This window comes from Prosthecobacter fusiformis, from assembly GCF_004364345.1.
Lineage (GTDB): Bacteria > Verrucomicrobiota > Verrucomicrobiia > Verrucomicrobiales > Verrucomicrobiaceae > Prosthecobacter > Prosthecobacter fusiformis.
This window is the reverse complement of sequence record NZ_SOCA01000003.1, coordinates 286,632-311,566: the sequence shown is the minus strand read 5'-3', so window position 1 is coordinate 311,566 and position 24,935 is coordinate 286,632. Positions and strand designations below refer to the sequence as shown.

General features: G+C 57.0%; 15 protein-coding genes. 2 read left to right on the top strand and 13 right to left on the bottom strand.

Annotated features, from left to right (window positions below; translation table 11 throughout):
• Positions 1-971 precede the first annotated feature (971 nt).
• Positions 972-2,930, bottom strand: coding sequence for a heavy metal translocating P-type ATPase (locus tag EI77_RS10700; protein ID WP_133795260.1), 1,959 nt, complete (start codon positions 2,928-2,930; stop codon positions 972-974).
• 322 nt (positions 2,931-3,252) lie between these two features.
• Here EI77_RS10700 and EI77_RS10695 point away from each other — a divergent pair, with 322 nt between their 5' ends.
• Complete coding sequence (locus EI77_RS10695; protein ID WP_133795259.1) at positions 3,253-3,585, top strand: hypothetical protein; 333 nt, start codon at positions 3,253-3,255, stop codon at positions 3,583-3,585.
• A 151-nt stretch (positions 3,586-3,736) separates the two neighbouring features.
• Here the strand turns inward: EI77_RS10695 and EI77_RS10690 are convergent, their stop codons facing one another.
• From EI77_RS10690 to EI77_RS10635, 12 genes are all read right to left on the bottom strand, one after another.
• Positions 3,737-4,168: a hypothetical protein gene (locus EI77_RS10690; protein ID WP_133795258.1), complete on the bottom strand. Its 432-nt coding sequence runs from the start codon at positions 4,166-4,168 to the stop codon at positions 3,737-3,739.
• Positions 4,169-4,198: 30 nt separating this feature from the next.
• Positions 4,199-7,306 (bottom strand): efflux RND transporter permease subunit, encoded by a 3,108-nt coding sequence (locus EI77_RS10685; RefSeq protein ID WP_133795257.1) that lies wholly within the window; start codon positions 7,304-7,306, stop codon positions 4,199-4,201.
• Between the two features lie 4 nt (positions 7,307-7,310).
• The gene (locus EI77_RS10680; protein ID WP_133795256.1) at positions 7,311-8,411 is read right to left on the bottom strand and encodes an efflux RND transporter periplasmic adaptor subunit; all 1,101 of its coding nucleotides are present in this window, start codon (positions 8,409-8,411) and stop codon (positions 7,311-7,313) included.
• Positions 8,412-8,422: 11 nt separating this feature from the next.
• The gene (locus EI77_RS10675) at positions 8,423-8,773 is read right to left on the bottom strand and encodes a DUF3147 family protein (RefSeq protein WP_133795255.1); all 351 of its coding nucleotides are present in this window, start codon (positions 8,771-8,773) and stop codon (positions 8,423-8,425) included.
• 29 nt (positions 8,774-8,802) lie between these two features.
• Complete coding sequence (locus tag EI77_RS10670; RefSeq protein WP_133795254.1) at positions 8,803-10,008, bottom strand: TolC family protein; 1,206 nt, start codon at positions 10,006-10,008, stop codon at positions 8,803-8,805.
• 99 nt (positions 10,009-10,107) lie between these two features.
• The gene (locus EI77_RS10665; RefSeq protein WP_133795253.1) at positions 10,108-10,548 is read right to left on the bottom strand and encodes a hypothetical protein; all 441 of its coding nucleotides are present in this window, start codon (positions 10,546-10,548) and stop codon (positions 10,108-10,110) included.
• Positions 10,549-10,591: 43 nt separating this feature from the next.
• Positions 10,592-15,634 carry a DNA repair ATPase gene (locus tag EI77_RS10660; RefSeq protein WP_133795252.1) on the bottom strand — a complete coding sequence of 1,681 codons (5,043 nt, stop codon included), beginning with the start codon at positions 15,632-15,634 and terminating at the stop codon, positions 10,592-10,594.
• A 68-nt stretch (positions 15,635-15,702) separates the two neighbouring features.
• Complete coding sequence (locus EI77_RS10655) at positions 15,703-17,799, bottom strand: flotillin family protein (RefSeq protein WP_208300332.1); 2,097 nt, start codon at positions 17,797-17,799, stop codon at positions 15,703-15,705.
• On the bottom strand, positions 17,796-18,461 hold the full coding sequence (locus EI77_RS10650) for an NfeD family protein (RefSeq protein ID WP_133795251.1): 666 nt from the start codon (positions 18,459-18,461) through the stop codon (positions 17,796-17,798). Before EI77_RS10650 ends, EI77_RS10655 begins: the two co-directional genes overlap by 4 nt.
• Positions 18,462-18,551: 90 nt before the next feature.
• Positions 18,552-21,752, bottom strand: coding sequence for a M64 family metallopeptidase (locus EI77_RS10645; protein WP_133795250.1), 3,201 nt, complete (start codon positions 21,750-21,752; stop codon positions 18,552-18,554).
• Positions 21,753-22,244, bottom strand: coding sequence for a hypothetical protein (locus tag EI77_RS10640; RefSeq protein ID WP_133795249.1), 492 nt, complete (start codon positions 22,242-22,244; stop codon positions 21,753-21,755).
• Positions 22,245-22,546: 302 nt separating this feature from the next.
• Positions 22,547-24,187 (bottom strand): peptide chain release factor 3, encoded by a 1,641-nt coding sequence (locus tag EI77_RS10635; RefSeq protein ID WP_133795248.1) that lies wholly within the window; start codon positions 24,185-24,187, stop codon positions 22,547-22,549.
• Positions 24,188-24,284: 97 nt separating this feature from the next.
• Between EI77_RS10635 and EI77_RS10630 the strand changes: the two genes are divergently transcribed.
• Positions 24,285-24,929: a hypothetical protein gene (locus EI77_RS10630; protein WP_133795247.1), complete on the top strand. Its 645-nt coding sequence runs from the start codon at positions 24,285-24,287 to the stop codon at positions 24,927-24,929.
• The last annotated feature ends 6 nt before the right edge of the window (positions 24,930-24,935 follow it).

The following is a 24,935-nucleotide window of genomic DNA, read 5'->3' as shown; positions in this document are numbered from 1 at the left end:
AATCGTGTGAATTCAGAGGTGTTAGGGATTCAGAAAAGCTGGTTATACCCGATGGGGAAAACAGGCCGCAAGGTGGGGGAAATGGGGAATGGGGATGATTTTCAATTTTTCCCCATTTGGGGAAAATGCGGTTCATTTTGTTGATAATCAATGATTTGCAATGGGGATTCCTTTCCCCATGAGTGCCCGCATTGTCCCCATGGGGAGAGTCTTTGGGGATGTGCCGAGGTCTTTCCCCATGGGTGCAGTCTGCGTGCAAGCTGATCTGAGCACCTGGCAGAATGCTGCGCTTTTGCCGAAGCCGAGGCATGACGGTCTGCTTTTGGAAAGGAGCAGACAAGGGCGAGGACACGGATGGCTGACGGGTGAGAGGCAGTATCCGGTATCTGGCCGTGGGGCGCAAGCGACGGTGAGCCAACTGGGGGGTAACATCCGAAAAAACTGTCCCGGAGTGGGGACTGAAATGATTCCGTGCAGGCATGGTGCAAACTGCCTCACTGGAAAAATCCCGACAGATGCAGAAGGAGTGAATTCGACAGGATACAGGTGGGGGGGTGGAGTTTTCGACAACAGCGGCGCTGCCGAGGCAATGACTTGCTTCTTGCCTCGCTGCGCCGCACTCCGGGACGCTTCGCGACTGCGGTACCGGGTGGGTGAACGGGAGTCCTTAAATTCATTTGAAGCCTGAAATGAATTTAAGGAAATTTATAAATTCATTTCGAGCGTTAAAGTTATTTAACGGGTTCTTTAATATGCATGGATCGCGTTTCGTGAATTTAAGGCCTCCAAATCCATTGGGGCTGGAGTGATGGCAGCAAATGCTGTCCTATGGCCACCTTCCCTAAACATACGTCAAATATGACGTACGTTAATTCTGAAGTATATCGCTAGACCGGCCTCCGGGACGCTCTGCGCCTTGTATTGGGCGATGAGCTCCTACTGGCCCACCGGACGGGTTTCATGGTCTTGTTTTATTTGAATTTAATTTCTGGGCCGAGGAGGCGGAGGGAATTGAGGATGACGAGGAGGGTGGCTCCGGTATCTGCGAGGATGGCGAGCCATAGGCTGGTATGGCCGGTGAAGGCAAGGATGAGGAAAAGCGCTTTTATTGCGAGGGCGAAGGCGACATTGAACTGGATGATGCGCAAGGTCCGGCGGCCGAGAATGATGGCATCCGCCACCTGGGTGAGATCATCCTTCATCAGGGCCATGTCTGCGGTCTCAATGGCGGTATCGCTGCCGACGGCACCCATGGCGATGCCCACACTGGCAAGGGCGAGCGCGGGGGCATCATTGACGCCATCGCCAATCATGCCGACGTAACCATGCTCCTCCATGAGGCGGCGGATGTGCTGGATCTTCTGCTCCGGCATGAGATCCCCATGGGTTTCATCAATGCCGGCGAGGCGGGCGATGGCATCGGCAGTACGCTGATTGTCACCACTGAGCATGACGACTTTTTTCAAACCTGCGGCATGGAGACGCCGCAGTGCCTCAGGCACCTCAGGGCGCATGGTATCCCCAATGCTGATGATGCCGAGGACAGCACCGGTGCAGCCTGCATGAGGTGAATGCCCCAGGATGGCGAGGGATTCCCCGCGTTCTTCAATCTCCGCAAGGCGGCTCTCGATCTCGGGGCTGCAGACGCCCATTTCATGCGCCATCTGATGGTTGCCGATGAAATGCGGGTGCCCGTCCATCATGGCAGTGGCACCGCGACCGGTGACGGACTGATATTCACCCGCCTGCTGCCAGGTAATGTTCCGCGCCTGGGCAGCCTGGACGACTGCCCTGGCTAAGGGATGAGCGGAGTGTGAATCAATGGCGGCGGCACGGTGGAGAATCTCCTCCTCACTCATGCCGCCCAAGGTGATGATGTCCGTGACCTGAGGCTGGCCACGGGTGATGGTGCCTGTTTTGTCCACGGCGAGCGCGCACAGCTTTCCAAGCACCTCGAGATAAGCTCCGCCTTTGATGAGGACGCCACGTCTGGCGAGGGCGGTGAGCCCGGAGACAATGGATACAGGGGTGGAAATAACAAGGGCACAGGGACAAGCAATGACGAGGAAAACCAATGCACGATAAATCCATTCGGACCAGTCTCTATGCAGGAGCAATGGCGGCAGTAGCCCAACCAACAATGCAACCACGAAAACCGCCGGGGTATAGATGCGGGCAAAGCGATCCACAAAGCGCTGGGTGGGTGCCTTCTGGCTTTCCGCCTCTGCGACGAGGCGAATAATGCGGGCCAGTGTGGTGTCCCCTGCGGCTTTGGTGACGCGGACTTTCAAAGAGCCCTCGCCATTGATGGTGCCTGCATAGACAACATCTCCCGGCTTTTTATCCACGGGCACTGACTCGCCCGTGATGGGTGCCTGGTTTACCGATGAGCTGCCTGAAATGACTTCGCCATCCAGAGGCACGCTTTCACCACTGCTGACCTGGATCTCCATGTCCACGTATACATCGGCCACGGGCGTTTCATGAAAGGAACCATCGGGCTGGCGGGCAAGGGCGGTTTCTGGAGTGAGGGTGAGGAGTGAAGCAATGGCGCGCCGGGCACGACCGACGCTCCAGGATTCCAGCAGTTCCGAGAGAGCGAAAAGAAAGACGACGGCGGCCCCTTCCGCCCCCTCCCCCACCAGCCAGGCACCGGTGACTGCGACGGTCATGAGGACGTTCATGTCCAGGCGGCCTTTCTTTAATGCGCCCCAGGCCGCAGGGAAGACGAGCAGTCCGCCGGCCAAAGTGGCGCAGGCAAAGGCGATGACCGGCAGCATGGAGGGTCCGGCTTGGAGCCACTGTAAAAGCATGCCCAAAGCCAGCAAGGCCCCCGAGGCTGTGACCAGGGCGGTGCGTGGCAGAGGTGTGTCATCGTGGCCATGCTCGCATGAGCTGTTCCCCGAATGTGAATGTGAATGATCTTCCATAGGACAAAAAAGTTACGACCGTGGTGCAAACATGATGATGGCGGCGCCTAACAAACAGATGAATGACTCCATAATGTTCAGCGGCGCGGGATGAGGACTCCCACAAAGCGCAGCCAAACCAATGATACAGCAATAGAGCTCCCTCCCTGAAGCGGCATCACAGCCGCCATTTTTCGGCAAACGCAGTGAGGGCAGAGAGGCCGAAGGTTTTCATGAATGAGGCGAAATAAATGCATGGGCAATGAATAGCCGGAAAGGCTTCCCGTCAGACTTACACGCCGCTGAACTGCGGCAATCAATCAAAACCTACCCCCACACTGTTATGAAAAAGATCCTCACCCTGCTGGCTCTGACTACCAGCTTTGTCATGCTGGTTCCTTCGACCTCCCAGGCACGCGATTCACATGGCCATTCCGGCCACGGACATTCGAGCCGGAGCTATTCGCATACCTGCGGTTCCTGCCGCACGCCGGTTTATCGTGAACGCGTTTATTCAGGCCGTGACCGCCATGGTCATCCCCGGTATGACTACCGCACCGTGAGCCATAGCTGCCGCTCCAGCCATGGGCACGGGCATCACGACAGCCATGGCCATGGCGGCAGCCGCGGACACATCAGCCTTCCGGGCATTCATCTGGATTTTGGCAGGCGTTAATCAGGAAATGAGTTTCTTTTGAGGAACTCCAACAACCCGCCGGAGAGTGATCTCCGGCGGGTTTTTTTTGGAGTGTTTACGAAAATCAAAACCGGGAAAGGCAGGACATGTTTATCGACTGCTACCTGCCTTTCCGGTCTTCATTCAAGACTCAGTCTTTGCACTGGCAGAGCCACTCGGCTTTGTTGCAGCCGGAGCAAATTCCGGTGTCGTAGTTCATGCGGGCGGTGATGGGTTTGGCGTCAGGGCTGGAGCGGTATTGGACGATGAGCCACTGGCCTTCGGCGACGACGGGGAGGGAGAAGCCTTTTTTATCTTTTTCCACGGTGAGGCGGGTGGGCTTGTCGCGGTCGCCGGTGCTGACGGTGATCTCCTGTTTGTCGAGGGAGACGGGCTTCATGTCTTTGTCGAGGAGAGCGATGTTGAACTTGCCGTCTTTGACGGTAACCTCGCCGTGCATGGTTTCGTCTTTGCTGAATTCGAGGATGCGGCCGCCATTGGGGCCGAGCTCGACGCCACCGTGAGCCAGAAGAAGGCTGGTGGTGGCGGCGAGGATGAGGGTGGTAAGGAAGGTTCTTTTCATGGTTTTGGTTCTATTTTGGGCTGTGTGTTTTTAATGAGCGGCTGGGGCTGCCAGGCGCAAAGCTTTATCTGCCGCACGCCGTCCGAAGACGGAGAATACGGCTGGGGTGACGGCAAAATCCAGCAATGTGCTGCTGATGAGACCCCCGACGATGCAAACGGCGACGGGGTGAAGAATTTCCTTTCCTGGCTCGCCGGCGGCGAGGACGAGAGGGATGAGGGCGATGCCAGCACTGAGGGCCGTCATGGTGACGGGGACGAGGCGCTCCAGAGTGCCCCGCTCGATCATGGAGCGGCTGAAAACTTCCCCCTCATGCTTCATGAGATGCAGGTAATGGCTGAGCATCATGATGCCATTGCGTGCGGCGACGCCGCCGACGGCGATGAAACCGACGAGGGTGGCGATGCTGATATTGCCCACGAGCAGCCAGGTGAGGGCCAGGCTACCCATGAGTGCGAGGGGAAGATTCAACAAGACCTGACAGGCGAGTACGAAACTGCGGAAATATCCCCAGAGGAGAAAGACGATGATGAGCAGGACGACGCCGAAGAGAATGAGGATGCGCTGCGAGGCCTCCTGCTGCGCCTGGAACTCCCCTTCATAACTGATGAAGTAACCTTCAGGCAGTTTCACTTTTTCAGCGATCTGTTGCTGAAGCCGGGCGACGAGTGCGCCGACATCGCGAGCGGTGGGCTTGATGCTGATGACGAAGCGACGCTGAGTGCCTTCACGCTGGATGGCATTGGGGCCTTTGGCCTCACGAACCTGGGCGACGAGGCGCAGGGGGATACCGGGGCCGCGTGCGGTCTCGATGGGAAGGCTGGCTATCTTGTCGGGGGAATCGCGCAAGGCGGCCGGGAGACGGATGGCGAGACCGATGGAGCGCTGACCATCACGAAGTTCCGCGACGTTTTGACCACCGATCAGAGCTGAGAGAATTTCATTGAGACGGCCAGGGGTGACGCCATAAGCGGCGGCGCGGTGGCGGTCGGCCTCGATGCGGAGCTGGGGGATGAGGGATTGCTGGTCGAGCTTGGCATCTTCAAATCCAGGGATGGTTTTGGCCAGGGTCTGCACCTGGGTGCCAAGGGAGCGCAGGGTTTCCAGATCCGGCCCGAAGACCTTGATGGCCACGGGGGCGGAGACGCCGCTGAGCATGTGGCCGATGCGGTCCGCCAGGGGACCGGTGAGGACACTGAAGGTGCCAGGCACGCTGCGGATGCGGGTGCGGATGTCCTCCAAAATCTCCGCGCGAGTCCGTCCCGAGGTGGCACGAAAGTCCACATCCATTTCGGCTGAGCTGATGGGGACGACATGGTCTCCGCGTTCAGCTCGACCCAGTCGGCGACCGACCTGGCGGACTTCCGGCACCTGCATGATGAGGGCTTCGACAATATCTGCCATGCGGTTGGTTTCATCCAGAGAGGATCCGGGGGCAGCGGTCATGGAGACGAGGGCAGTCTCCTCCTGGAAAGCGGGAAGGAAATCTTTTCCCATGCGCGGATAAAGCATGGCCGCAGCCAGGAGCAGCATGAGGGTGACGCCGATGACCAGGAAGGGCTGGCTGAGGCTGAAGCGGAGGATGGTTTTCTTCAGCAACCATTTGAAGCCGGAGGTGAAGCGACCTTCGTGGTGTTGCTGGCCGGCCTTTGGTTTTAGCAACAGTGAACAAAGCACCGGTATAACTGACAGTGATACGATGAAGGAGGCCAGCATGGACAGGATGGTGGCCATGGCGATGGGGCCGAAGAGGCGGCCTTCCACCCCGCTGAGGCCTAACAATGGAAGGAAGACCAAAATGATGAGCACGGTGGCATAGAGGATGGAGTTTCTGACCTCCCCGGAAGCGGAGGCGATGATGGAGAGAGGAGAGGCCGAACCACCCTGCCGGAGACGGCGCCAGACGTTTTCAACATCCACGATGGCATCGTCCACCACCATGCCGATGGCCACGGCCAGACCGCCGAGGGTCATGCTATTGACACTGATGCCGAGTGCCTTGAATGCGAGAATGGTGATGGCAAACGAAAGCGGCATGGCCATGAGGGTGATGAAGGTGGTGCGGGCATTCAGCAGGAAGAGAAAGATGACGATGGTGACCATGATGGCACCATCGCGAATGGCCTCCTGAAGATTGCCGATGGCGTGCTCGATGAAATCTGCCTGGCGAAAAAGCACCACGGCCTCGACTCCGGCTGGCAAGGTGGGCTTCAGCTCCTCAATGGCTTTTTCGATCTCGCCGGTGAGAGTGAGGGTGTCAAAGCCGGGGGCTTTGGTAACGCTCATGATGACGCCGCGAGTGCCGTTGACACTGGCATCTCCACGCATGGGTTCGACACCCCAAACAACCTGCGCGACATCGCCAATGGTGACGATGCGGTCATCGGCATGACGAAGGACGGTGCGGGAGAAGTCATCCAACTGCACAGTCATGGCGAGGTTTCTAACCATGATTTCACGGGGGCCCGAGTTGAGGAAACCGCCGGTGGTATTGGTGGCGGACTCGCGTGCGGCACGCTCCAGATCCTCAAAGGTGACCCCGTGGGCCTGCATCTTGAGAGGGTCTGGCTGGATCTGTACCTGCTTCACGCCACCGCCCATGTTGAGCACTTCAGCAATGCCGGGAATGGCCTGCAAGCGGCGGCGGATGGTCCAGTCGGCCAGGCTGCGCACTTCCATGGCGGGGACTTTTACATCGGTACTGCGGACGCCTACAAGGAGGATTTCTCCCATCAAAGAGGCGACGGGGGTGAGGAAAGGTTGTGTATCCGGAGGCAAGGTGGAGCGGGCACCCGCAAGCCGCTCCTGCACAAATTGGCGCGCGCGATAGATGTCTGTACCCCAAGCAAACTCGGCGAAGACGAGAGACAAGGAGATGTCCGAAGTGGAGCGAAGACGAGTCAAGCCCGCAACCCCCATGAGGGCGCTTTCAATGGGCTGGGTGATGAGGGCTTCTACCTCTTCGGGAGCGAGGCCGGGGGCCTCCGTGAGGATGGTGACCGTGGGCTTGGTGAGGTCTGGCAAAACTTCCACAGGAAGCTGCGTGACGGTACGTGCTCCCATGACGAGCAGGAGGATACTGGCACCGATGATGATGGCCCGATGGTGGAGGGACCAGAGGATGAGGCGGTTCAGCATGGGGCTAGGAAATGGATGAGTTGCGCTTCCATGAAACCAGGGCCAGAAGGACCAGCAGCAAAGCGGTGCTGGCGGCGAAGAGGAGAGTCAGTTCATTCCATGACGAACTTTCGCTTTCATGGTCGTGATCGTGGTCTTCGGCGGCGGATTCTTTTCTCTCGGTGCCGTCCTCGTTGTGCTCATGTCCATGGGCGGCATCAAGGGCTTCTTTGAGACTGGTGGTGCCACCACCGGCGAAGGCGAGGGCATAAGCGCCCTGGGTAACCACTTCATCACCGGGCAAGAGACCGCTGATGACCTCCACGAACGTATCGTTTGTTTGGCCGATGACGACAGAAGCTTTAACGAAGGCATTGGCGAGTTCGAAATCTTTGACGAACACAAAGCGGTTGATGCTATCACCCTGGAGGGCAGCACTGGGGATGACGGTCACACCTTCACGGAGACGGGTGACGATGGTGAATTCTGCCCTCATGCCTGGACGCAAAAGAAGGTCTTCATTGGATAAGTGGAAGGCGGCTTCGACGGTGCCGTTTTTCTCGTCGGCATAGGCACCGATATGGGCGAGTTTGGCCTCGAAGACCTTGTCTGGAAAAGCAGGCAAGCGAATACGGGCGATCTGGCCTTTTTCCAACCGCCCCGCCAGATGCTCAGGCACCTGCGCGGCGGCCTCGAGCGTTTCCATGTCCACGATTTCGATGAGGGCCTGATCCGGGGTGATGGGCTGGCCTTGAGAGATATCCACTTTTGAAATGAGGCCGGCCATGGGCGCGGGCAGCATGATGGTGGGCGGTGGATCACCCGGCTGACGGCTTTCCACCCAGACGAGTTCATCCCCTTCCTCCACCTGCTGGTCTGGAAGGGCGAGGACACTGAAGGCTCGCCCAGCAATACGGCTGCTGACGACGGCCTTACGCCCAGGGAGGATCTCCAGATGGCCTAACGAAAAGATGGTTTCCTCAAAAGAGGCTTCTTCAGTTTCGACGGTTTCAAGGCGCAGGTTTTTGACGCTGATTTCATCCAGGATGACCCGGGTGCTTTCGGCGGCGAACGAAGGAAGACAAAGGAGTCCGGCAATAAAGGCGAGACGGATAAAACGCGGCATGGGAAGGGAGATCAAAGATTGACACCAGCGAGCTTGAGCAGGCGCATGGTGAGGAGATACAGAGCGACGGTGAGGACGATGCCGGCACCGAAGGCGGGCCAGAAGCCGCCGAGCTTTTTGATGAGCCAGGGCATGAGGATAAACATGGGCAGCGTGGGCAAGACGTACCAGAAGGTGCCGTAAGCGTGGCGGCCGATGAGGGCGGCGTCCTTTGTCTCCAGATAAATCCAGATGAAAGCGAGGACGGAGGTCAGCGGCAGAGAGTGGATGATGCTGGCGGCGGCGTTGTTGCGCTTGGCGATCTCCGTGATGGTGACGATCATGCCGGCGCTGAGGAAGAGCTTGATGAGGTAATAAGTCATGGCTTTGCTTTTTGTTAGGCGTGTGGATTCTAATGCATGGAACCGACGGCAGCCTCATAACGGATGCGGGCGAGGTGGAAATCACGGCTGGCGTCCAGGACAGCGGCCTCAAGCTGAAGGCGCTGATCCCGGGCGCGAAGGACGGTGAGAAGATCTGTCTGGCCGGTCTGGTAGGCGGTTTCCAACTTGTCCGTCTGCTCTTTGACGAGGGGGAGCAGGCGGTCTCGCGTCTCGGTCACGAGGGCAGCATTGGCCTGCATTTCCTGGCGGGCGGTTTCAGCTTCACTGGTGATTTGTGAAGCGAGAGCTTCGCTTTCCAAACGGGCGCGCTCGATGCTAGCGGTCTTTTCAGCGATCTCCCCCTGGTTGCGGTTCCAAAGGGGCAATGGAATGGAGAAGCGGAAGCCTATGAAACCGGTGTGCTCCGTGCTGCTGGAGCTGACATCCTGCTGCTCACGGGCGGCAAAGAGGCCCGCGCTGACATCCTGATAACGGCGGGCGTGAGCCAGTGCGGCATCGGTCTGGGCAGCCTGGGTTTTAGCCTGGGCGAGCTGGTAATCTGCCCGCTGCTGCCATGCGGACCTGCCTGGGAGGGTGAGAGCGGGGAGATCCCCCGTGAGCTTTAAGGACGCGGCAGGGCTGAGTCCAAGCATGGGTTTGAGAGCGCCCTGGAGGGTAACGGTTTCAATCTGGATGCGGCGGGCTTCCAACTGGAGCCGCTGGGCATCTACCTGAGCCTGAGCGGCATCCAGGGGAGATAGCTCACCGGCATCGGCACGCTCCTTGGCGAAGCTGGAAAGCTCCTGGGCAAGCTGGGTCTGCTGCTGGCGCAAGGCGCGTTGTTTTTCCAGAGAGAGCAGCTTGACCGCGAGGCTACGGGCTTCGGCGATGAGGTTGCGCTCGGCGTCCTTCACCTCAAGTTCGGCAGCGGTGACGAGCTGTGAGGTAAGCTGTTTTTCCAGTGTCAGTCTGCGGGTGATGGGGAAAGACTGGTCCAGCGAGAAGGTGCTGGAGCGGGGGGATACCCGGCTCTCGTTTTGAAATTCGAAGCCTAACGAAGGATTCGACAGGCGACCTGCGCCGAGCTGACGACCGCGTGCTTCTTCCACCGCCATGCGGGCTGCTTTGAGCTGGGGATGGTGGCTACGGACACGGGGGGCGATGTCCGAAAGAGTAAGTGCCTGAGTGGACGAAACTGCCACGAGGCATGAAAGGATCAATAAACGACGATGCATAAATAGACAGAGGTTAAGAAGGCGGACATGGAATAGCCAAGTCCATGGCAGGACAGTGAGCGGGCGTCATCATCGTGGATGACGGCGAGTGTCCGTATCTTAAACTCTAAGGGCAATGGTGCGTGTCAGCACCTCTGGCCATCGTTGGCCAATGCGGTCATTTCTTGGCGGTGGGACCGGGCGGCCGACGGCATCCATGGAAGCCAGCAGCACCGTCAGCGGTTCCCAGGGGGGCATGACGGCGAGGACGGGGAGAGGGACTGAAACAGACTGGGAAACAAGCTGCTTCGCCTGAACGGGCTCCTTCAAAGGGGCATGCTCATGGGTGTCCTCCCCGTTTTCATCATGCTGATGATGCGCGGGTGAATCGTCATGATGACAGGCGATGCCATGAGGGCCGTGGCAGTGATCGTAGGCAGTAATTTCCACCTCCCCTCCACAGTCACAGACATAACCGCGCATGATTCCAAAGACCTGCGCCCAACCCAGCGCCAGAAGCGCGAGGCAGGTGAGGATTTGGCGGCGGGTGGCAGGGCGCATGACTTTCTAACTAACGTCTATGACTCCGTCCTTTGTCAAATATTCATCCGGATTGCTTCACGCTGCTTTGGACATCCACGGGTAAATCGTCTTCCTCATGCTTTTCCACAGGCTGTACTTTGATCTCCACGGTGACGGGCACAGCCCGGAGGCCTTCGATGATTTTTTGCAGATGAGCGATGGAGACGTCAGAAAGAGTCGGGTGGGAAACGGCCTGCTCGATTTTTTCGAGTCCTGCGGTGAAGGCGCTCATCTGGCCGGTGATACGGCTAACGGGGTCGTTTTCGCCAGAACCTCCGGCGAGAAGATTGCGTCCGAAGGTGCGCTTGATTTCGGTCCAGCGGGCCTTGTCAGCATCACTGGCGAGATCGTTGATCTCACGCCACTTGAGAAGGTTGGCCTCGGCCGACTGGCTGAGGGTCTGGGATTCACCGCGATAGTGGTCTTCGATGATCGAATGCACCTCGGCAGCGGTCATGAGCGGCTGGATCTTCTCGGAGATCTTGTTCATATTGCGGTAGCTGCCCTGAAGCTTGAAGGGCGGCTCGGTGCGATAGGCATCCTCCATGGCGGCACTGCGGATGTATTCCTGGTTCACGCGCAGGATGACCTCGCGCACCTTGAGCAGTTTTTCCATGACGGCGACGCAATCATTGACGTCCTCGGCGCTCTGGTTGCCTTCGAATTCAATGCCTTCGCGGTTGCCGGTCATGGCGATCTTCAGCGCAGCCATGGCGTCCTTATGACTGCGTGCGGCGACGCGGGCCAGAGCAGGATTGCTGGTCAGGCAATTCTCGATGTAGCTGTCTTTAAAGGCTGCTTCATGACCGCCGAGGATGTCGCCCAGATTGTATGTATCCGCGCGGTTGGCGAGCATGTCCGGCACCTGAAATTTGCCACCGACTTCGGTGTAAGGATTGCCCGCCATGACCACGGCTACCTTGCGACCACGCAGGTCATAGGTTCTGGCTTTGCCCTGAAAGACGCCTTCAATCCGGCGAGTGCCGTCGCAAAGAGAGATGAACTTCTGCAGGAACTCTGGATTCGTGTGCTGGATGTCATCCAGGTAGATCATCACGTTGTCCCCCATCTCCAGGGAGAGATTCAGCTTTTCCACTTCTTCACGGGCACTGGCATTGGGTGCCTCTGCAGGATCCAGAGAGGTGACTTTGTGCCCAATGGCGGGGCCGTTGATCTTTACCAAGGTGATGCCCAGCCGGCTGGCCACGTATTCCATGAGGGTGGTCTTGCCATACCCTGGAGGTGAAATGAGAAGCAGCAGGCCCATGCGGTCCGTGCGGGTATCATTGCCCACGGCACCGATCTGTTTGGCGAGGTTGGCCCCGATGATGGGGAGGTAAACTTGGTCCATGAGACGGTTGCGCACAAAGGAGCTCAGGACGCCAGCCTTGAACTGGTCCAGGCGGAGCTGGGTGCGGCGCTCTTGCGCGAGGTCGTGCTTCAGTTTTTGAAAGCGCTCATAGTCCGGCACGACGCTTTGCTCATACCGGCGCAGGCGCGAGGTGAACTCGTGATAATCGAGCTCCATCTTTCCATCGTGAATGCGTGGATGTGCACCTGTGAAACCGGTGAGCGTGGCCTGTGAGGCGGGAGATGGAGGTAGGGCAGCGGGTGGCTGATCTTTGAGGACGAGGAGGGCTGCAGCCTCCACCAGGATGCCTGTCTCCACATCGGCATGCAAGGCGCGCAGCCAGTCGAGTGCAATTTCAAAGGCGAGCCATGGCTGTGAAGCGAGGGCGTCCAGGCTGTCATCGAAATCCTTGGCGGCACGTTTAACAGTGAGTTCCTTTCGGAAGGAGCGAAGAAGCTCAACGGCGGATGTGAAACGGGTAAATGGAAGAGCTGGATGTTTGCCGTTGAGGTGTTGAAGCTCATCGGTGAGGCAAGCGGCAACGGCGGTATGGAGCGAAGATGAACTGCTGCCCTGGATAACAGGGATGGTGGTGAGTCGCTGGCAGTCTGTAGCGACACGCTGGGCCAGGGCCGGATTCACCTCAACCGAGGTTTGGCCTAACAAATCACGCATCCTGCCTTTGGCGGTCATGCGGGCAGCGAGCGCCTGTTTTTCCTCCGCATCTTCCCAGGCATGCCACACCATCAGTGCAAGCCCCCGCACCAAAGGAGAATGAGTCAGCAGACCGAGCGCCTTTTGCATCTCCTGCAACGGTTGCAGGATCAGGGCGGCATCGTGATCATGCACACCCTTAGTATATCCTTCATGATAACGCTGGGCCATGAAATCATGAATGGCCTGGGGAGAGAATTCGCCGCCTGTTTGCAGGAACTTCCAGGCGAGGTATTCGGCGCGATAGACCTCCGCATTTTCTGAAACGACCGGCTGGTCCCATACGGGTTTGAGCGCCTCAAGTTCCGGCTGAACTAGTTTTTCAAAATAACGTGTACCGGTGAGATGGAAGGCCAGGCCTTCTTCACGCGGCAGGATAGTCAGCTCCAGGGGCTGACGGTTGACACTGAACTTGTGCTTGCCGAGCTGGATAAGATCTCCGCCGTCAGCAAAGAGTTCCGCCTTGTCGCGGATCTCCTTGAGCGAATCTTGCTGGAGAGTCTTCAGCTTTGTCTGGAGTTCATCAGCACGGACGCTGTCACCCAGCTTGCGCAATTCCTCAATGAGGTCGCGCAGCTTGGCCACCATGGCATCACCTGCCAGCCAGGAGTGCACTTCCTCAGGTTTTGCAAAGGCGGCAAGGCGGTTGCGGACACTGGTGAGGATGCGCTCCGCAGACTGGCCTAACGACTGGGCGCGGCGGTTGCGTGCATCCGCCAGGGACAGCCGCCGGGCTTCGAAGGCATTGTGAATCTCCTCACGCTTCGTGGTGAGCTCGGCGGCGTATTCATCGAAGTCCGAAAAACGGCTTTCCAGTTCCTCGATCTGCACCATCACCCGAGTGAGTGATTCATCACACTTCTCTGGAGTGGTCGCGACTTCGAGGTAGTTGAGGACGCTCTGGTTCAACAGGCTGAGCTGAGCCTGGAACTGCGCGGATCCTTCCACCTTGGCCAAGTCATTGCGGCGGTTTTTCAATACCGAGCGCACCTGATTGAGCTGGGCAAACAGGGTGGAAATGGCCTCAATGATGCGGGTGGTCTCCGTGGCATCTTTGATCTTCAGGCTGCTGACAATGCCGGTGAGCATTTCCAACTCGCTGCTGGATTTCGCCAATGCCTCTTCAACCTCTTGCGCGTCCGTGACCTTGTTCAGCGTGGGAACTCGAGACTGCTGCTCGGTGATCTGTTTTCGGTATGGATCCAGCGCTTCAGGCAGCAGCAAAAAGGCCACACATTTTTCAGACAGCTTGTCTGTGGCCTCCGCCACACCCGTGTCCATGCGGGTGATGGTTTCAAGGTCCACGTAACGCACGTCCCGTAGGGCGATGATCTGACCGCGAAGCCCACGCAAGGTCGCCAACAAATGGACATACGCGAGGATGTTGTCAGGAGCACTGCCGGTGGCCGCGCTGAGGTTCTTGTTTACCTCCGCTTGCAGTGTCTCCGTCTGATCGGCAGCCGCCTTGCGCATGCGGCTGACTTTTTCAAACTCACCCAGGGCGGCTTCGGCTGTGGTCTTGATCTCAAGGAGAGATTCTTTCAGCTGATGAGCTTCCTCGCGGTCCACCCAAAAGTAACTGTCGGCAATGTCACCTGCAGCGCGGGCCAGTTCGACATAGAGACCGGAGAAGGAATCGTCTTTCGCAAGGAGGGTTAGCACGCCATTGCACTCGGCCATGCAGCGCACGATCTCTGCATTGCCGATCTTGCTGAGGAAGGTTTGGCTCTTCGTATGCGGGCTTTCATCCGCCGTGACAAACGGGGTGCGCCAGGACTGCACAACATGGTGCTTGCGCGGCTCAGCATCGCCCTGAAAGAGGATCAGCTCACCCGATGGAAACAAGCTGTAGCCATGGCAGATGATGGGGGTGGCGACGCCCTGCGAAATGAGATTATAGCTGAGCAGCAAATACGATCCGCTTTCCAGATGACTGAAGACAAACAACGTGTCTTCTCCATTGGCAGCGACGATGCGGCGCTCAAAGCGCATGGGCGGCAGGCCGGTATCGAAGCGTTTTACCTCACCGGTTTGCAACACATACCCATGAGGGAATATGATGCCGTGGCCGTCTGGCAGCAGTACGCAGGATTCGGCAATGCTGTCAATGCGATGCGCCTCCCGAGTGCGCTCATTGAAGACAAGATAACGCCAGGTCTTTTCCTGATAAGGCAGGACCTTCATCAGGATGAGATTTCCAACAATGGCGTAATGGACCTCGGCATCGTCCAGCGTCTGGTCCGCATTGTCCACGGGCTCGCTATAGATGCCGCGTCCGGTTTCGGTGTTGTTTTCCACCTTTACCGTTAGGTCGCCACCGACAGTCTCCACGAACACTCGATCCTCAATGCTGATGTGCGGATGCAGACCGTGACGATACATCTCCCGCCGGGCGCGCTTCCACTCGAACTCCTGATGGGTGGGAAAGATGAATTCGTGATCGAACCGGTTACCCAGATATTGCAGCGTTCCGTCATCGTCATCCACCAGCCACTTGAATGCCTTGATCTCCGTGGTATCGCGCCCCACCTGCATGCCCATGTAAAGGTGCGGGCCGATGCGGTGAAACTTCAGGAAGGATGCATTCTTGTAGTAGCGATAGAGGTAATCAAAGTCCTCCGCGAAGTTTTTATCCGCCAGCAGATCCGCCTTATTGGGATGAAAGCTATGATCCTCTGCCTGGAAGTCATAGACGCCAAAAACATCCGCCACATGCATCTGTGTGCGCAGGCCGAGGAGGACGTTGTAGCCGAACAAAAAGCGTTTCGGCCCGATGGCTACCATGTCCTGGGGGACACAGTTATTATCGGTGGTCAGGCGGGTGGTCGCCAGCAGGGCCGTGTCAATGCCGCCAAACTCCGCTTTGCGGTCTGCATTCAGCGCTTCCAGCCGACGCTGAAGCTCCGCGCCATGCTTGTCCAGACGCTGACGAATGACTTCGTAAGCGCCGGCTTCGAGCTTGGCGGAGGGGGCCTGGGGTGTTGATACGGGATCAGTCATATGGAGAGCCGACGAGTCGTCGGCATGCACTCATTGATGTTAAGCCGACGATTCGCCGGCACTCCATATTACTTCTTCGTGGCTTTGGAGGCGAGCAGGCCGCTGATGGTTTGTTCGGCAAGACCGAAGCGGGAGGCGGTGCCAAACATTCCTGTTAGCTTGTTCAGCGTGGCTTCATCGGGATTGAGGCCGATGAGCTTGGCGAACAGGGCGCTGAGGGTGAGGTTCTTCGTGTCTTCGCTGGTGAGGCCAAACTGGTCCACAAGGGTTTTAAGCTGGGCTTTGAAGTACTCGGGGTCGCCATTGAAGAAGGTTTCCTTCACATCGGTGAGGGTGCGACTGCCTTCGACGAAGCGGTCCACTGCGCGGGCATTGCCGATGGCGTTGGTGATCTTGTCGAAGAACTGCGTTTCGCCGCCGACAATTTCGATCTTCGCGGATTTCATGGCTTCGCCCAGCACAATGGCCTGCTGCTGTGCGATGTCCTTTTGGATGTTGATCTGGGCGAGCTCCACCGCCTTGTCTTTTTCAAGCGTGAGCTTGAACTCTTCGTGTTCGCGTCCGGCATCTTCCAGCAGCTTCATGGCCTGGGCTTTCTTGGTGATGCCATCGGCCTCGGCAGCCAGCTTGAGCTGGGTGACTTCCGCATCCACGGTGCCTTGTTTCTGGGAGGCTTCAGCCTTGGCCAGGAGGACCTGGGCCTCACCCAATCCCTGGGCGGCAGCTTGGGCAGCTTTGCCTTCGGCCAGCGCTTTTTCAGCGGTGGCTTCACGGGTGGCCGATTCCTGCCGGGCTTCTGCCAGCGTCAGCATTTCCTGAGCGCGAAGCTGCGCAGCTTCTTTCGAAGCATCGGCCGACTTGACGGCGGTGTAGGCATCCTGATCCGCAACGAGACGTGCGGCCTCTTTCGCGGCCTCAGCCTCTTTGATCTTCTGGATGAGCTGCTCCTGGGCATTTTTCTCGGCATTGGTCAGGGCCACCTGCTTCTCGCGGTCAGCCGTGGCGAAGGCTTCGGTATCCTTGATTTTCTGCTGCTCAACCACGACGGTTTTTTCCAGAACGACGCGGTCCTTGATGACCTCCTGGATGTTCTTGCGCTCCACTTCCACGGCCTTCTCTTTTTCGATGGTCTTGAGGGTGGTGATGCGTTCGCGTTCGATGACTTCCAGATCACGGTCACGAGTGACGCGCTCGATCTCTACAGCATCGGTGCGCTCTTTGTTACGCTGAGCCACAAGGACTTGGCGCTCCATATTTTCAGTAGCGATGGCGATCTCTTCATCAGACGAGATCTTGGCCCGTTCAGACTTCAGTCTTTCTTCAGACTGCACCTTCAGGGTCTCGGCCTCTTCGCGGGCTTTCACGCTTTCGACATCGCGTTTCTGCTTGGCCTCGGTTTCGGCAAGCTGGCGCTCAAGCTCCAGGATGGCCTCGCGGGCCTTCACGTCCTGCTGCTTGATGATCTGCTCCTTGTCACGCTGGATGTGGTTGGCCAGCTTGGCCTGGGTGGCGGTAAGCTCGGTGATTTTCTTGATGCCTTCGGCGTCCAGGATGTTTTGAGGATCCAGGTTTTCAAGCTGGGTCTGCTCCAGAAAGTCGATGGCGCAGTCATCCAGCGTGAAGCCGTTCAAATCGGTACCGATGACCTTGAGGATCTCGGTCTTGAAATGGTCGCGCTCATTGTAAAGCTGCACAAAGTCGAAGCGCTTGCCGACGGTCTTCAAGGCTTCAGAAAACTTCGCATCAAAGAGCGTGCGCAGGGTATCGATGGCGGAGGCGCGGACACAACCGATGGACTGGGCCACGCGTTTAACGTCTTCGTCAATCTTGTTGATCCTAACAAAGAATGCGACCTTGATATCGGCACGGATGTTGTCCTTACAAATGAGGCCTTCCGTGGCCTTGCGCTCGATCTCAATACGCTTTACGGAGATGTCCATGTACTCCGCCTGATGGGCAATGGGGATGATCATCATGCCATTGAAAGACACCTTGGTGCCGCCGATGCCGTTGCGAACGATGGCCTGACCCTGCTGCACTTTCCGGAAAAAGCGGGAGATAAGGATCAGGATCCCGAAGATGATGAATAACCCGACCAATGCAGCGAAGACAAAGGCGGAAATCTCAAATCCGAAGAAGGCGTGAGGCAGGAGTTTGGCTATCATGGGAGCGGGTTGGTTGGGAGAGGTTCAACGTAATAAAAGGAGCCATCGGGAGACGCCTCGAGGACACGGATGCGGTCCCCTTTCTGCAAAGAGTCCGGGCCTGTATGAAGCCGGGCATTAACGAGCGCAGGTGCGCCGCCCTGGGCCACCTGCACCTGGCCATAGCGTTCATCCAGGGAGGTGGTCGTCACGATGCCGACCTGGCCCTGGATGATCAGGCTTTCGCTATCCGCATCGGCCATGGCACCAAAGAACTTTCCCACCGGCAGGGTCACCAGCTTGGTCAAAGCAAGGCTGCCTATGCACCCAGGGACCAGCAGAAGAGCTGCCGTTGTCAGACTGCGATCACCTGGTGCACCGTTCAGGCGGTAATTCAGAATGAGTCCGAAGAGCCAGAGGAAGAGTACAAAGAAGCTGCCCCAGATGGCAATGGGCACCTGGGCGAAACCAAAAAAGCGGCCGGCTGAAAGCATGGCACCTCCCAAGGTGCCACCCGAATGCGGGCTACTGAGATCAGGTGTATCGGCCCCACCATCAAACAGATCGAGATCAAAATCAAAGGCTCCGATCATGACCAGCAACCAATACAAAACCACCATGCCTAACAACGCAGTGAGCGGCAGGTTATGAGTGGCTAAGGATTCCTGGAAGAGTTCAATCACAGCTTTGAATGGCGGTGATTTAAGCAGGCCGATTCAGGATGTGCATTATAAATATACAGTGTCTTTCTCCCGCTTTCCCATGGCCTCCGATTAATCATCCTTAGTCAGCGTCACGGCTCCAGATTGGATAGGAGACGTGGTGGGGGTATCCAATTTGACAGGAGAAGGCAGATCTGGCAGGAGATAATAACCATCCCCCCGAAGTGTGCCACCATCCTTGAGGAGGATGCCCTGGTATGTCACGGCGCGGGGGACGTTGATGGGGCTGATGTCATCGCGTGGATTATCATCGAGGAGGCTGAACTTGCCGGTGAAGGTACCCAGTTTGGCATTGATCGTCAGGGTGGTATTGGCAGCCAGAGGTGCCGTGGGTTTGGCTTTGTTTGAGGCCTGGATGTCCACTGATGTGCCGGGAGGACGCGAAACCCCAGAAATACTGGCACCCGTGAATGCAAGGTCTGCATTTGAGACACCTGGCGCCATATCAAAAATCACGTTAGTCGAAGTGGGTGGTACATACCTTCCGCCGTAGATCTCCAACCCGAGTTCAGCAATCCCGTCTTTGTAAATGCGGGCCTTGGCATCAGTGCTCGCGGGTTTCCACCAATTCAGGCCCGATGGCATCCTAGTGATCACATTATTCTTATCGTCCTCATCTTCCTCTTTGCTGACTGAGAATCTGCCAACAATGGAGCCTTGGGGTTTACCCTTTTGGAGTGAAAAGATCATCAATTCACCCAAGGATCCCAGCGGGGAAGCGCTGGTGAATGTCTCACCATCCGCCGTGCGGCCAGTAATGGTCATTTTACCATCCAAACTGATGCTGAATGAGCCAAACCCCCTCCCAGTGGGGGCACCCAAAGGGGGATTATCCAGATCCAGGCGAAAGGTGTGATAACCATCATATGCGTCGGCTTTGTTGGTTAGGCTCCAGGGGTTGTGCCACCCAGAAAAGACAAGGGTTTGACCGGCGATTTTGAGACTACCAAAGAGGCCCCCTGTCTGGACATAAAAATCCAGTTCCAATGGTGGAGGTGCAGGACGTCCGGCACGAGGAATGTCCACCCCTCCAAAGACGGTCAGTAAGCCGACCTGGGAGGATAATGAGCCTTTAAAACTATAGGTTAGGCTTCCCAATACGACCTTGCCAGAGTAGCTGCCATTGGCAGAAGTTACCAAATCCAAACGTCCGCCCAAACTGCCATTGAGACCGGGGGCGGTCTGAGCAGGCGGACCATGCCGGTAAAGCGGTGCCACAAAGGTACCAACCGTGGTATTAGGAAGGGGGGAGACAAGGAGCTTCACCATGACGCTGACACTGCCTTTTCCATTGCCGGCTGTCAGTTTGACGTCGTAGGGAATGACATTTCCGGCGCTGTCTTTTCTAAAGGCTGTCGGGATGCCGCTGATGATGCCAGTTACCTTGTCCACCTTCAAACCAGGAGGCAGGCCACTGGCAGAGTAGGTAGAGGCAGCGCGGCCTGGAGTTTCCGCAATGTCGATCTTGACCAGTTGGTTGGATTCATTCAGATACAGGGCTGCAACCTGGCCCACTGGCATTGATTGCCCCACGGCCATCGTCATTTGCGGCACATCGTCAAAAACATCCAACGTGTGAGTATCAAAGTCACGCGTGCCTGCAGCAGTGGTCAGTCTGAGACTGTAAAGTCCGCTATGGGGACTGACCGCCAGAGGGGAGATGACCAGTTTAGCCGTACCCAAGCCCTTAAAATCATTACTGGCTTCAATCGTGGTAAAATTGCGGAACCATTGAAAGCCATCCACGGGGCCTGCCACGGGGGCTAACAAAGTGGCGGTCTTGTCCTTGGCCAGCACGATTTTTTTAAGTGCAGAGTCCACGACGACGAGATCCGCAAACACTTCTGTATAGGCCGTGCCTGTCACGCGAACGCTGTAAATCCCGGCGTCCGTCAGCTTCACAGCGGGCAAAAAATAACTGGTGCCAGTGGCCTTGGAAATGGCTTTGCCGTTTTTATACCACTGATAAATCAGCTGCTCGGATGCTGCCGGTGAAGCCTGTACAGTAAAAGCCACAGGCTGTCCGACAATTGAAAGCGCATTGTCGGGTGCGTCGGTGATGACTGGAGGCGGACCCTGATTGCTCAGTTTTATCGTCCAGGTGATTTTTTCATCCGTCAGTCCAGTGGGGTCACGGAGCACCCAGTCAGTGGGGTCCTTGATGATGGCGGAGACCGTGCGGGTGCCCTCACCCAAATCCTGACTTGGGATGGAAAAAGTGGTGCCCGTGCCTGCTGTTTCCGTGGAGGTTCCGATCACCCAGCGAACGGACAGAGCAGATCCCGTGGAAGGTATTTTGGGGGTAACTGAAAAATTTAAAGACGTGCGTTGCGTGACCGTCTGGCTCAACGCCTCAGGAGAGCGAGCATTTACCAGCGGCACCCGGCTGTAATAGTTGAGTACGAAGGCCTCCCGTGTCACGGCTCCAGGAGGGTATCCCAAAAAGCGCATCAGAGCTCTGTCATGAGGACGGAAAAAACCTACCGAGCGGTAGTGGGCCCCTTCAAAATGGCCGACCTTGTCTTGGTATCGTAAATCATCCTCTGGTGTGAATAGCGGGGTGCCTGGTTCAAGCGGGGTGCCTGGTTCAATCCAATCCTTCCAACGGATTTGAGCGAGCTGCGTCTTCATCGTTGCATTCGGGAATTCTGCAGCTGGGTAACCAGGCGTGTCGAAGTCGTATTCATCGGCCAAATTTGCAAAAGAATGACCCACCTCATGCTCCACAAGCTGTGCTCCCTGCGCATCCAGAGAAGCCACCGAAATAGGACCGCCGGAGCCGCCATAGGTAACGTCATTCACAATGACGATGGGGATGTCGTATTCCGGCACATGCTTATTGAGCAGGCTGTATGCTCGGGAAAGTCCCTGACCAGAAAGTACGAGCAGCCTTTCAATCTGCGGATGAAAGCCTGACCCAAAATAAGTATCCTTCGAATAGGGAGGATTCGCGTATGGATTATCCGTTCCCGACTGGTTGGAAGGGATTTCGATACGGTAGATATTGAAGTAGGAACGGTAGCGGTTCCAGGGCTCCTGGGCGAAGAGGAAATTCACCACTCCCTGCACATGCAGATCGAATTTTTTACCCGGCCCCAGATCTGCTTCGGTAAAGCCTTCTGAAAGAAACACCATGTTCAGCTTCTTGCTCCGGTCCTCGACTGTACCCACGGGATACAGGGTGGCAGTCTGAGCCAGCAATGCGCTTTGTGCAGCTATCAGCAGCAGCAAGATAACGAAGGAATTTTTCATTTATGGAGAAGTGAGTGAAAGGCTGCCCACGGGGATGTCCCGGGCGAGAGCCCCCGGACCGGTAATGCGGGAAATATCCAGCCGCGTGGCGGCCGCCAGACGAGGGAGACGAAGCTGAAACATCACCGGACCCGCCACTGTGTATGAAACAGGCTTGGGCGTGCCATCATAGGAATCCAGGACGGTACAGAGGTGGTCTGGTGCGGGGAGCAATTCCTCGGCCAAGACTTTTCCTTCCTCCGAAACGAGACGGCAGCGCAGCATGCCTGACCATTCTTCCTGCGGGCCACGGCGCATGGCAAAATCCCCCTGGATATCTTCAGTATTCTCCAGACTCAGCTTGCCGGAATCCAACGATAAAAGATAGGCACGGCGGTAATGCGCTGGATCTGCATCTTCTGCGGGAGATGGTGCGGCGTCGGCTTCAGGCTCCCCGGCTGCCCTCACTGGCGATATAGCACCTAACTGCGTTTCCGTAGCAGAAGCCTGCATTTCCGAGTTCTCCCCTTGCTTCGGAGTCGCGAAGGGCTTTGCATTTTGCCATGCAACACCAAGAGCCGCCGCCAAAAGCAGAATCAATATCACTACCAATGGCGTGGAGGAACGGCGCATAAGGACTCAGATCAGACTAACCAAAGATGAAGTGTTTGTCACCCCGCATGAGAGACAAACTTCAACTCTATCTAATCTTATACCCTTATAGCGGCGCGGGTTACGCGTCTTTTCTCTCAATCTCTGGTTATGATCCAATGGCTCCCGCCACGGAAAGAAGGCAACCGTGCAGACTGACCGATTTACTGAATGGGGAAGGGACTGATCTCGAACTTTTCCCCGTTCTTCGATTCGAAGTAACCGAGGCTGATCTTGTCCCCAAATAATGCCACCCAGTTGCCATGGGAATCCTGGGCCAGCGTCGTGTCGTAGGAGGCAACCAGGCTGGGCCGCGGAGGGCCGACGTCACCGCGCTTCGGCTTGGGGGCATCGGCCGCATTCTTCTCCTTCAGCCAGCGGACCAGCGTCCAAGGGGCAAACTCCAGCCGGACCTCAGCATTGTATTCGCTTTCCAGACGGTACTTCAGCACATCAAACTGGAGCGGACCCACGGCACCTAACAAAGGAATGCGTACAGCGGCATCCGGCAGCTCAAAAGGCTGAGCCACCCCTTCCTTGAGGAGTTGGTCCAGGCCGTCACGGAAGCGCTTGAACTTGGAGGTGTTTTCATTGTGCAAATACGCAAAGCATTCTGGCGGGAAGGTTGGCATCTCGTCAAATTTGATGCCGTTTTCCTCAGCCAGGGTATCGCCAATCTGGAGGTCGTAATTGCCCACCAACCCGACCACATCGCCGGCCCAGGCTTCATTAACGGTCTCACGCTCCTGAGCGAAAAGACGCTGGGAGTTGCCTAACCGCATGCGTGTTCCGGTGCGGGTATTGACGGCGCTCATGTCCCGCTGGAAGCAACCGGAAACGATGCGGATAAACGCCACGCGGTCCCGGTGCTTCGGGTTCATGTTTGCCTGGATTTTGAAAACGAAACCGCTGAAATTCGGGCTGGCAGGTTCAATGAACTGCTCACCGGACATACGCGGTGCCGGGGGCGGAGCGATCTCCAGGAACCGGTCCAGCATCATCTGCACACCGAAGTTGTTCATGGCACTGCCATAAAAAACCGGTGAAAGCTGGCCTTTGCGCACCTGCTCAAAATCAAAGGGGGAACCGCCGCCTTCCAAAAGATCCAGTTCATCCACCACCCGCTGATAAACCAGGGGCGGCAGGGCGTCACGCACGCTTTCATCTTCGATGCCTTTCACATTCACCGGCGCACGAAACTTACCGCCGACGGTGCGTTCAAAAAGGTGAACCTGATTGGATTCACGGTCGAAAACACCCTTGAAATCCACGCCGTCACCCAGGGGCCAGTTCATGGGGCAGGCCGCGATCCCGAGCACGCGCTCCAGCTCATCAAGAAGCTCCAGTGGCGGACGCGCCGGACGGTCCAGCTTGTTCATGAAAGTGAAGATGGGCACACCACGGCGACGACACACTTCAAAAAGCTTCAATGTCTGGCTCTCGATCCCCTTCCCTGCATCAATGACCATGACGGCGGCATCCACGGCAGTGAGCACGCGGTAGGTGTCTTCGGAGAAGTCTTTGTGTCCAGGCGTATCCAACAGGTTAACCACACAGTCCTTATACTCAAATTGCAGCACCGTGGAGGAGACGGAAATGCCGCGCTGTTTTTCCAGTTCCATCCAGTCGGAGGTGGTGGCCCGCTGATTCTTGCGCGCCGTGACACTTCCGGCGAGCTGCACAGCACCACCGTAAAGAAGCAGCTTTTCTGTCAGCGTTGTCTTCCCGGCATCCGGGTGGGAAATGATGGCGAAGGTGCGGCGACGGCTGACTTCGTGGGGGGCTTTGGCGGCAACTTCGGACATGGCGTGAGAAAGGGGCGTTCTTCATCGCCTCCTCTGCGCTGTTTCTCAAGGACGATTCCGGGAAGAAGCTGGGGAGCACTGCCGTTTCAGCGGCTGCATGAAACGAAACGTCCTTCTTGTCGCCCTCTTTACTGTCACACTCCCGGTTATTGCCGCTGACCTCGAACCTGTTCTCGGAAAGAAAGGTGCGCTGATCAAGCAGGAAACATTTGATGGTCCAGACGTCCCCAAAGGCTGGGTGGCCAACACAGGCAGTCTGCGCATTGCTGAAGGGAAACTCCATGCAGCGGAGAAATCCAGCGACAAGCATATCGGTGCCTTCCGCCATCGCCTTCCCCTGCAGGATTGTGCGGTGCAGATGGACTTCAAACTTGGATCCATGCGCATCATCAATCTCGGTTACGATCCCGCCCCTGGTGAATTGAAAAAGAAAGGCCACCTGTTCTCCGTCGTGGTCACTCCAGAAAGTTGGTCCATCATCGAGCATAACGACAAAGCCAATCCCGAATCCAAAACGAAAAAGCTCGCTACGGCGAATACCAACTTCGACCCTGAAACCACCTATACCCTCCTGCTGGAGTGCAAGGGCAACGACGTTATCGCCCACGTCACGGGCAAAGATTCCCTCAAGGCCACGGCCCCTGATTTTCACGTCAAAAAACCCGGCCTTGTTTTCCGCATGGGTGGCAAAGATGGCCAGGAAGCCATCATTGATAACGTCAAGGTCTGGGCCCTGGAATAGGCATCC

Bases quoted from the DNA above. Each gene is read 5' to 3' on its own strand.
- EI77_RS10700 (WP_133795260.1), bottom strand. From the start codon at position 2,930: ATGGAAGATCATTCACATTCACATTCGGGGAACAGCTCATGCGAGCAT.
- EI77_RS10695 (WP_133795259.1), top strand. From the start codon at position 3,253: ATGAAAAAGATCCTCACCCTGCTGGCTCTGACTACCAGCTTTGTCATG.
- EI77_RS10690 (WP_133795258.1), bottom strand. From the start codon at position 4,168: ATGAAAAGAACCTTCCTTACCACCCTCATCCTCGCCGCCACCACCAGC.
- EI77_RS10685 (WP_133795257.1), bottom strand. From the start codon at position 7,306: ATGCTGAACCGCCTCATCCTCTGGTCCCTCCACCATCGGGCCATCATC.
- EI77_RS10680 (WP_133795256.1), bottom strand. From the start codon at position 8,411: ATGCCGCGTTTTATCCGTCTCGCCTTTATTGCCGGACTCCTTTGTCTT.
- EI77_RS10675 (WP_133795255.1), bottom strand. From the start codon at position 8,773: ATGACTTATTACCTCATCAAGCTCTTCCTCAGCGCCGGCATGATCGTC.
- EI77_RS10670 (WP_133795254.1), bottom strand. From the start codon at position 10,008: ATGCATCGTCGTTTATTGATCCTTTCATGCCTCGTGGCAGTTTCGTCC.
- EI77_RS10665 (WP_133795253.1), bottom strand. From the start codon at position 10,548: ATGCGCCCTGCCACCCGCCGCCAAATCCTCACCTGCCTCGCGCTTCTG.
- EI77_RS10660 (WP_133795252.1), bottom strand. From the start codon at position 15,634: ATGACTGATCCCGTATCAACACCCCAGGCCCCCTCCGCCAAGCTCGAA.
- EI77_RS10655 (WP_208300332.1), bottom strand. From the start codon at position 17,799: ATGATAGCCAAACTCCTGCCTCACGCCTTCTTCGGATTTGAGATTTCC.
- EI77_RS10645 (WP_133795250.1), bottom strand. From the start codon at position 21,752: ATGAAAAATTCCTTCGTTATCTTGCTGCTGCTGATAGCTGCACAAAGC.
- EI77_RS10640 (WP_133795249.1), bottom strand. From the start codon at position 22,244: ATGCAGGCTTCTGCTACGGAAACGCAGTTAGGTGCTATATCGCCAGTG.
- EI77_RS10635 (WP_133795248.1), bottom strand. From the start codon at position 24,187: ATGTCCGAAGTTGCCGCCAAAGCCCCCCACGAAGTCAGCCGTCGCCGC.
- EI77_RS10630 (WP_133795247.1), top strand. From the start codon at position 24,285: ATGAAACGAAACGTCCTTCTTGTCGCCCTCTTTACTGTCACACTCCCG.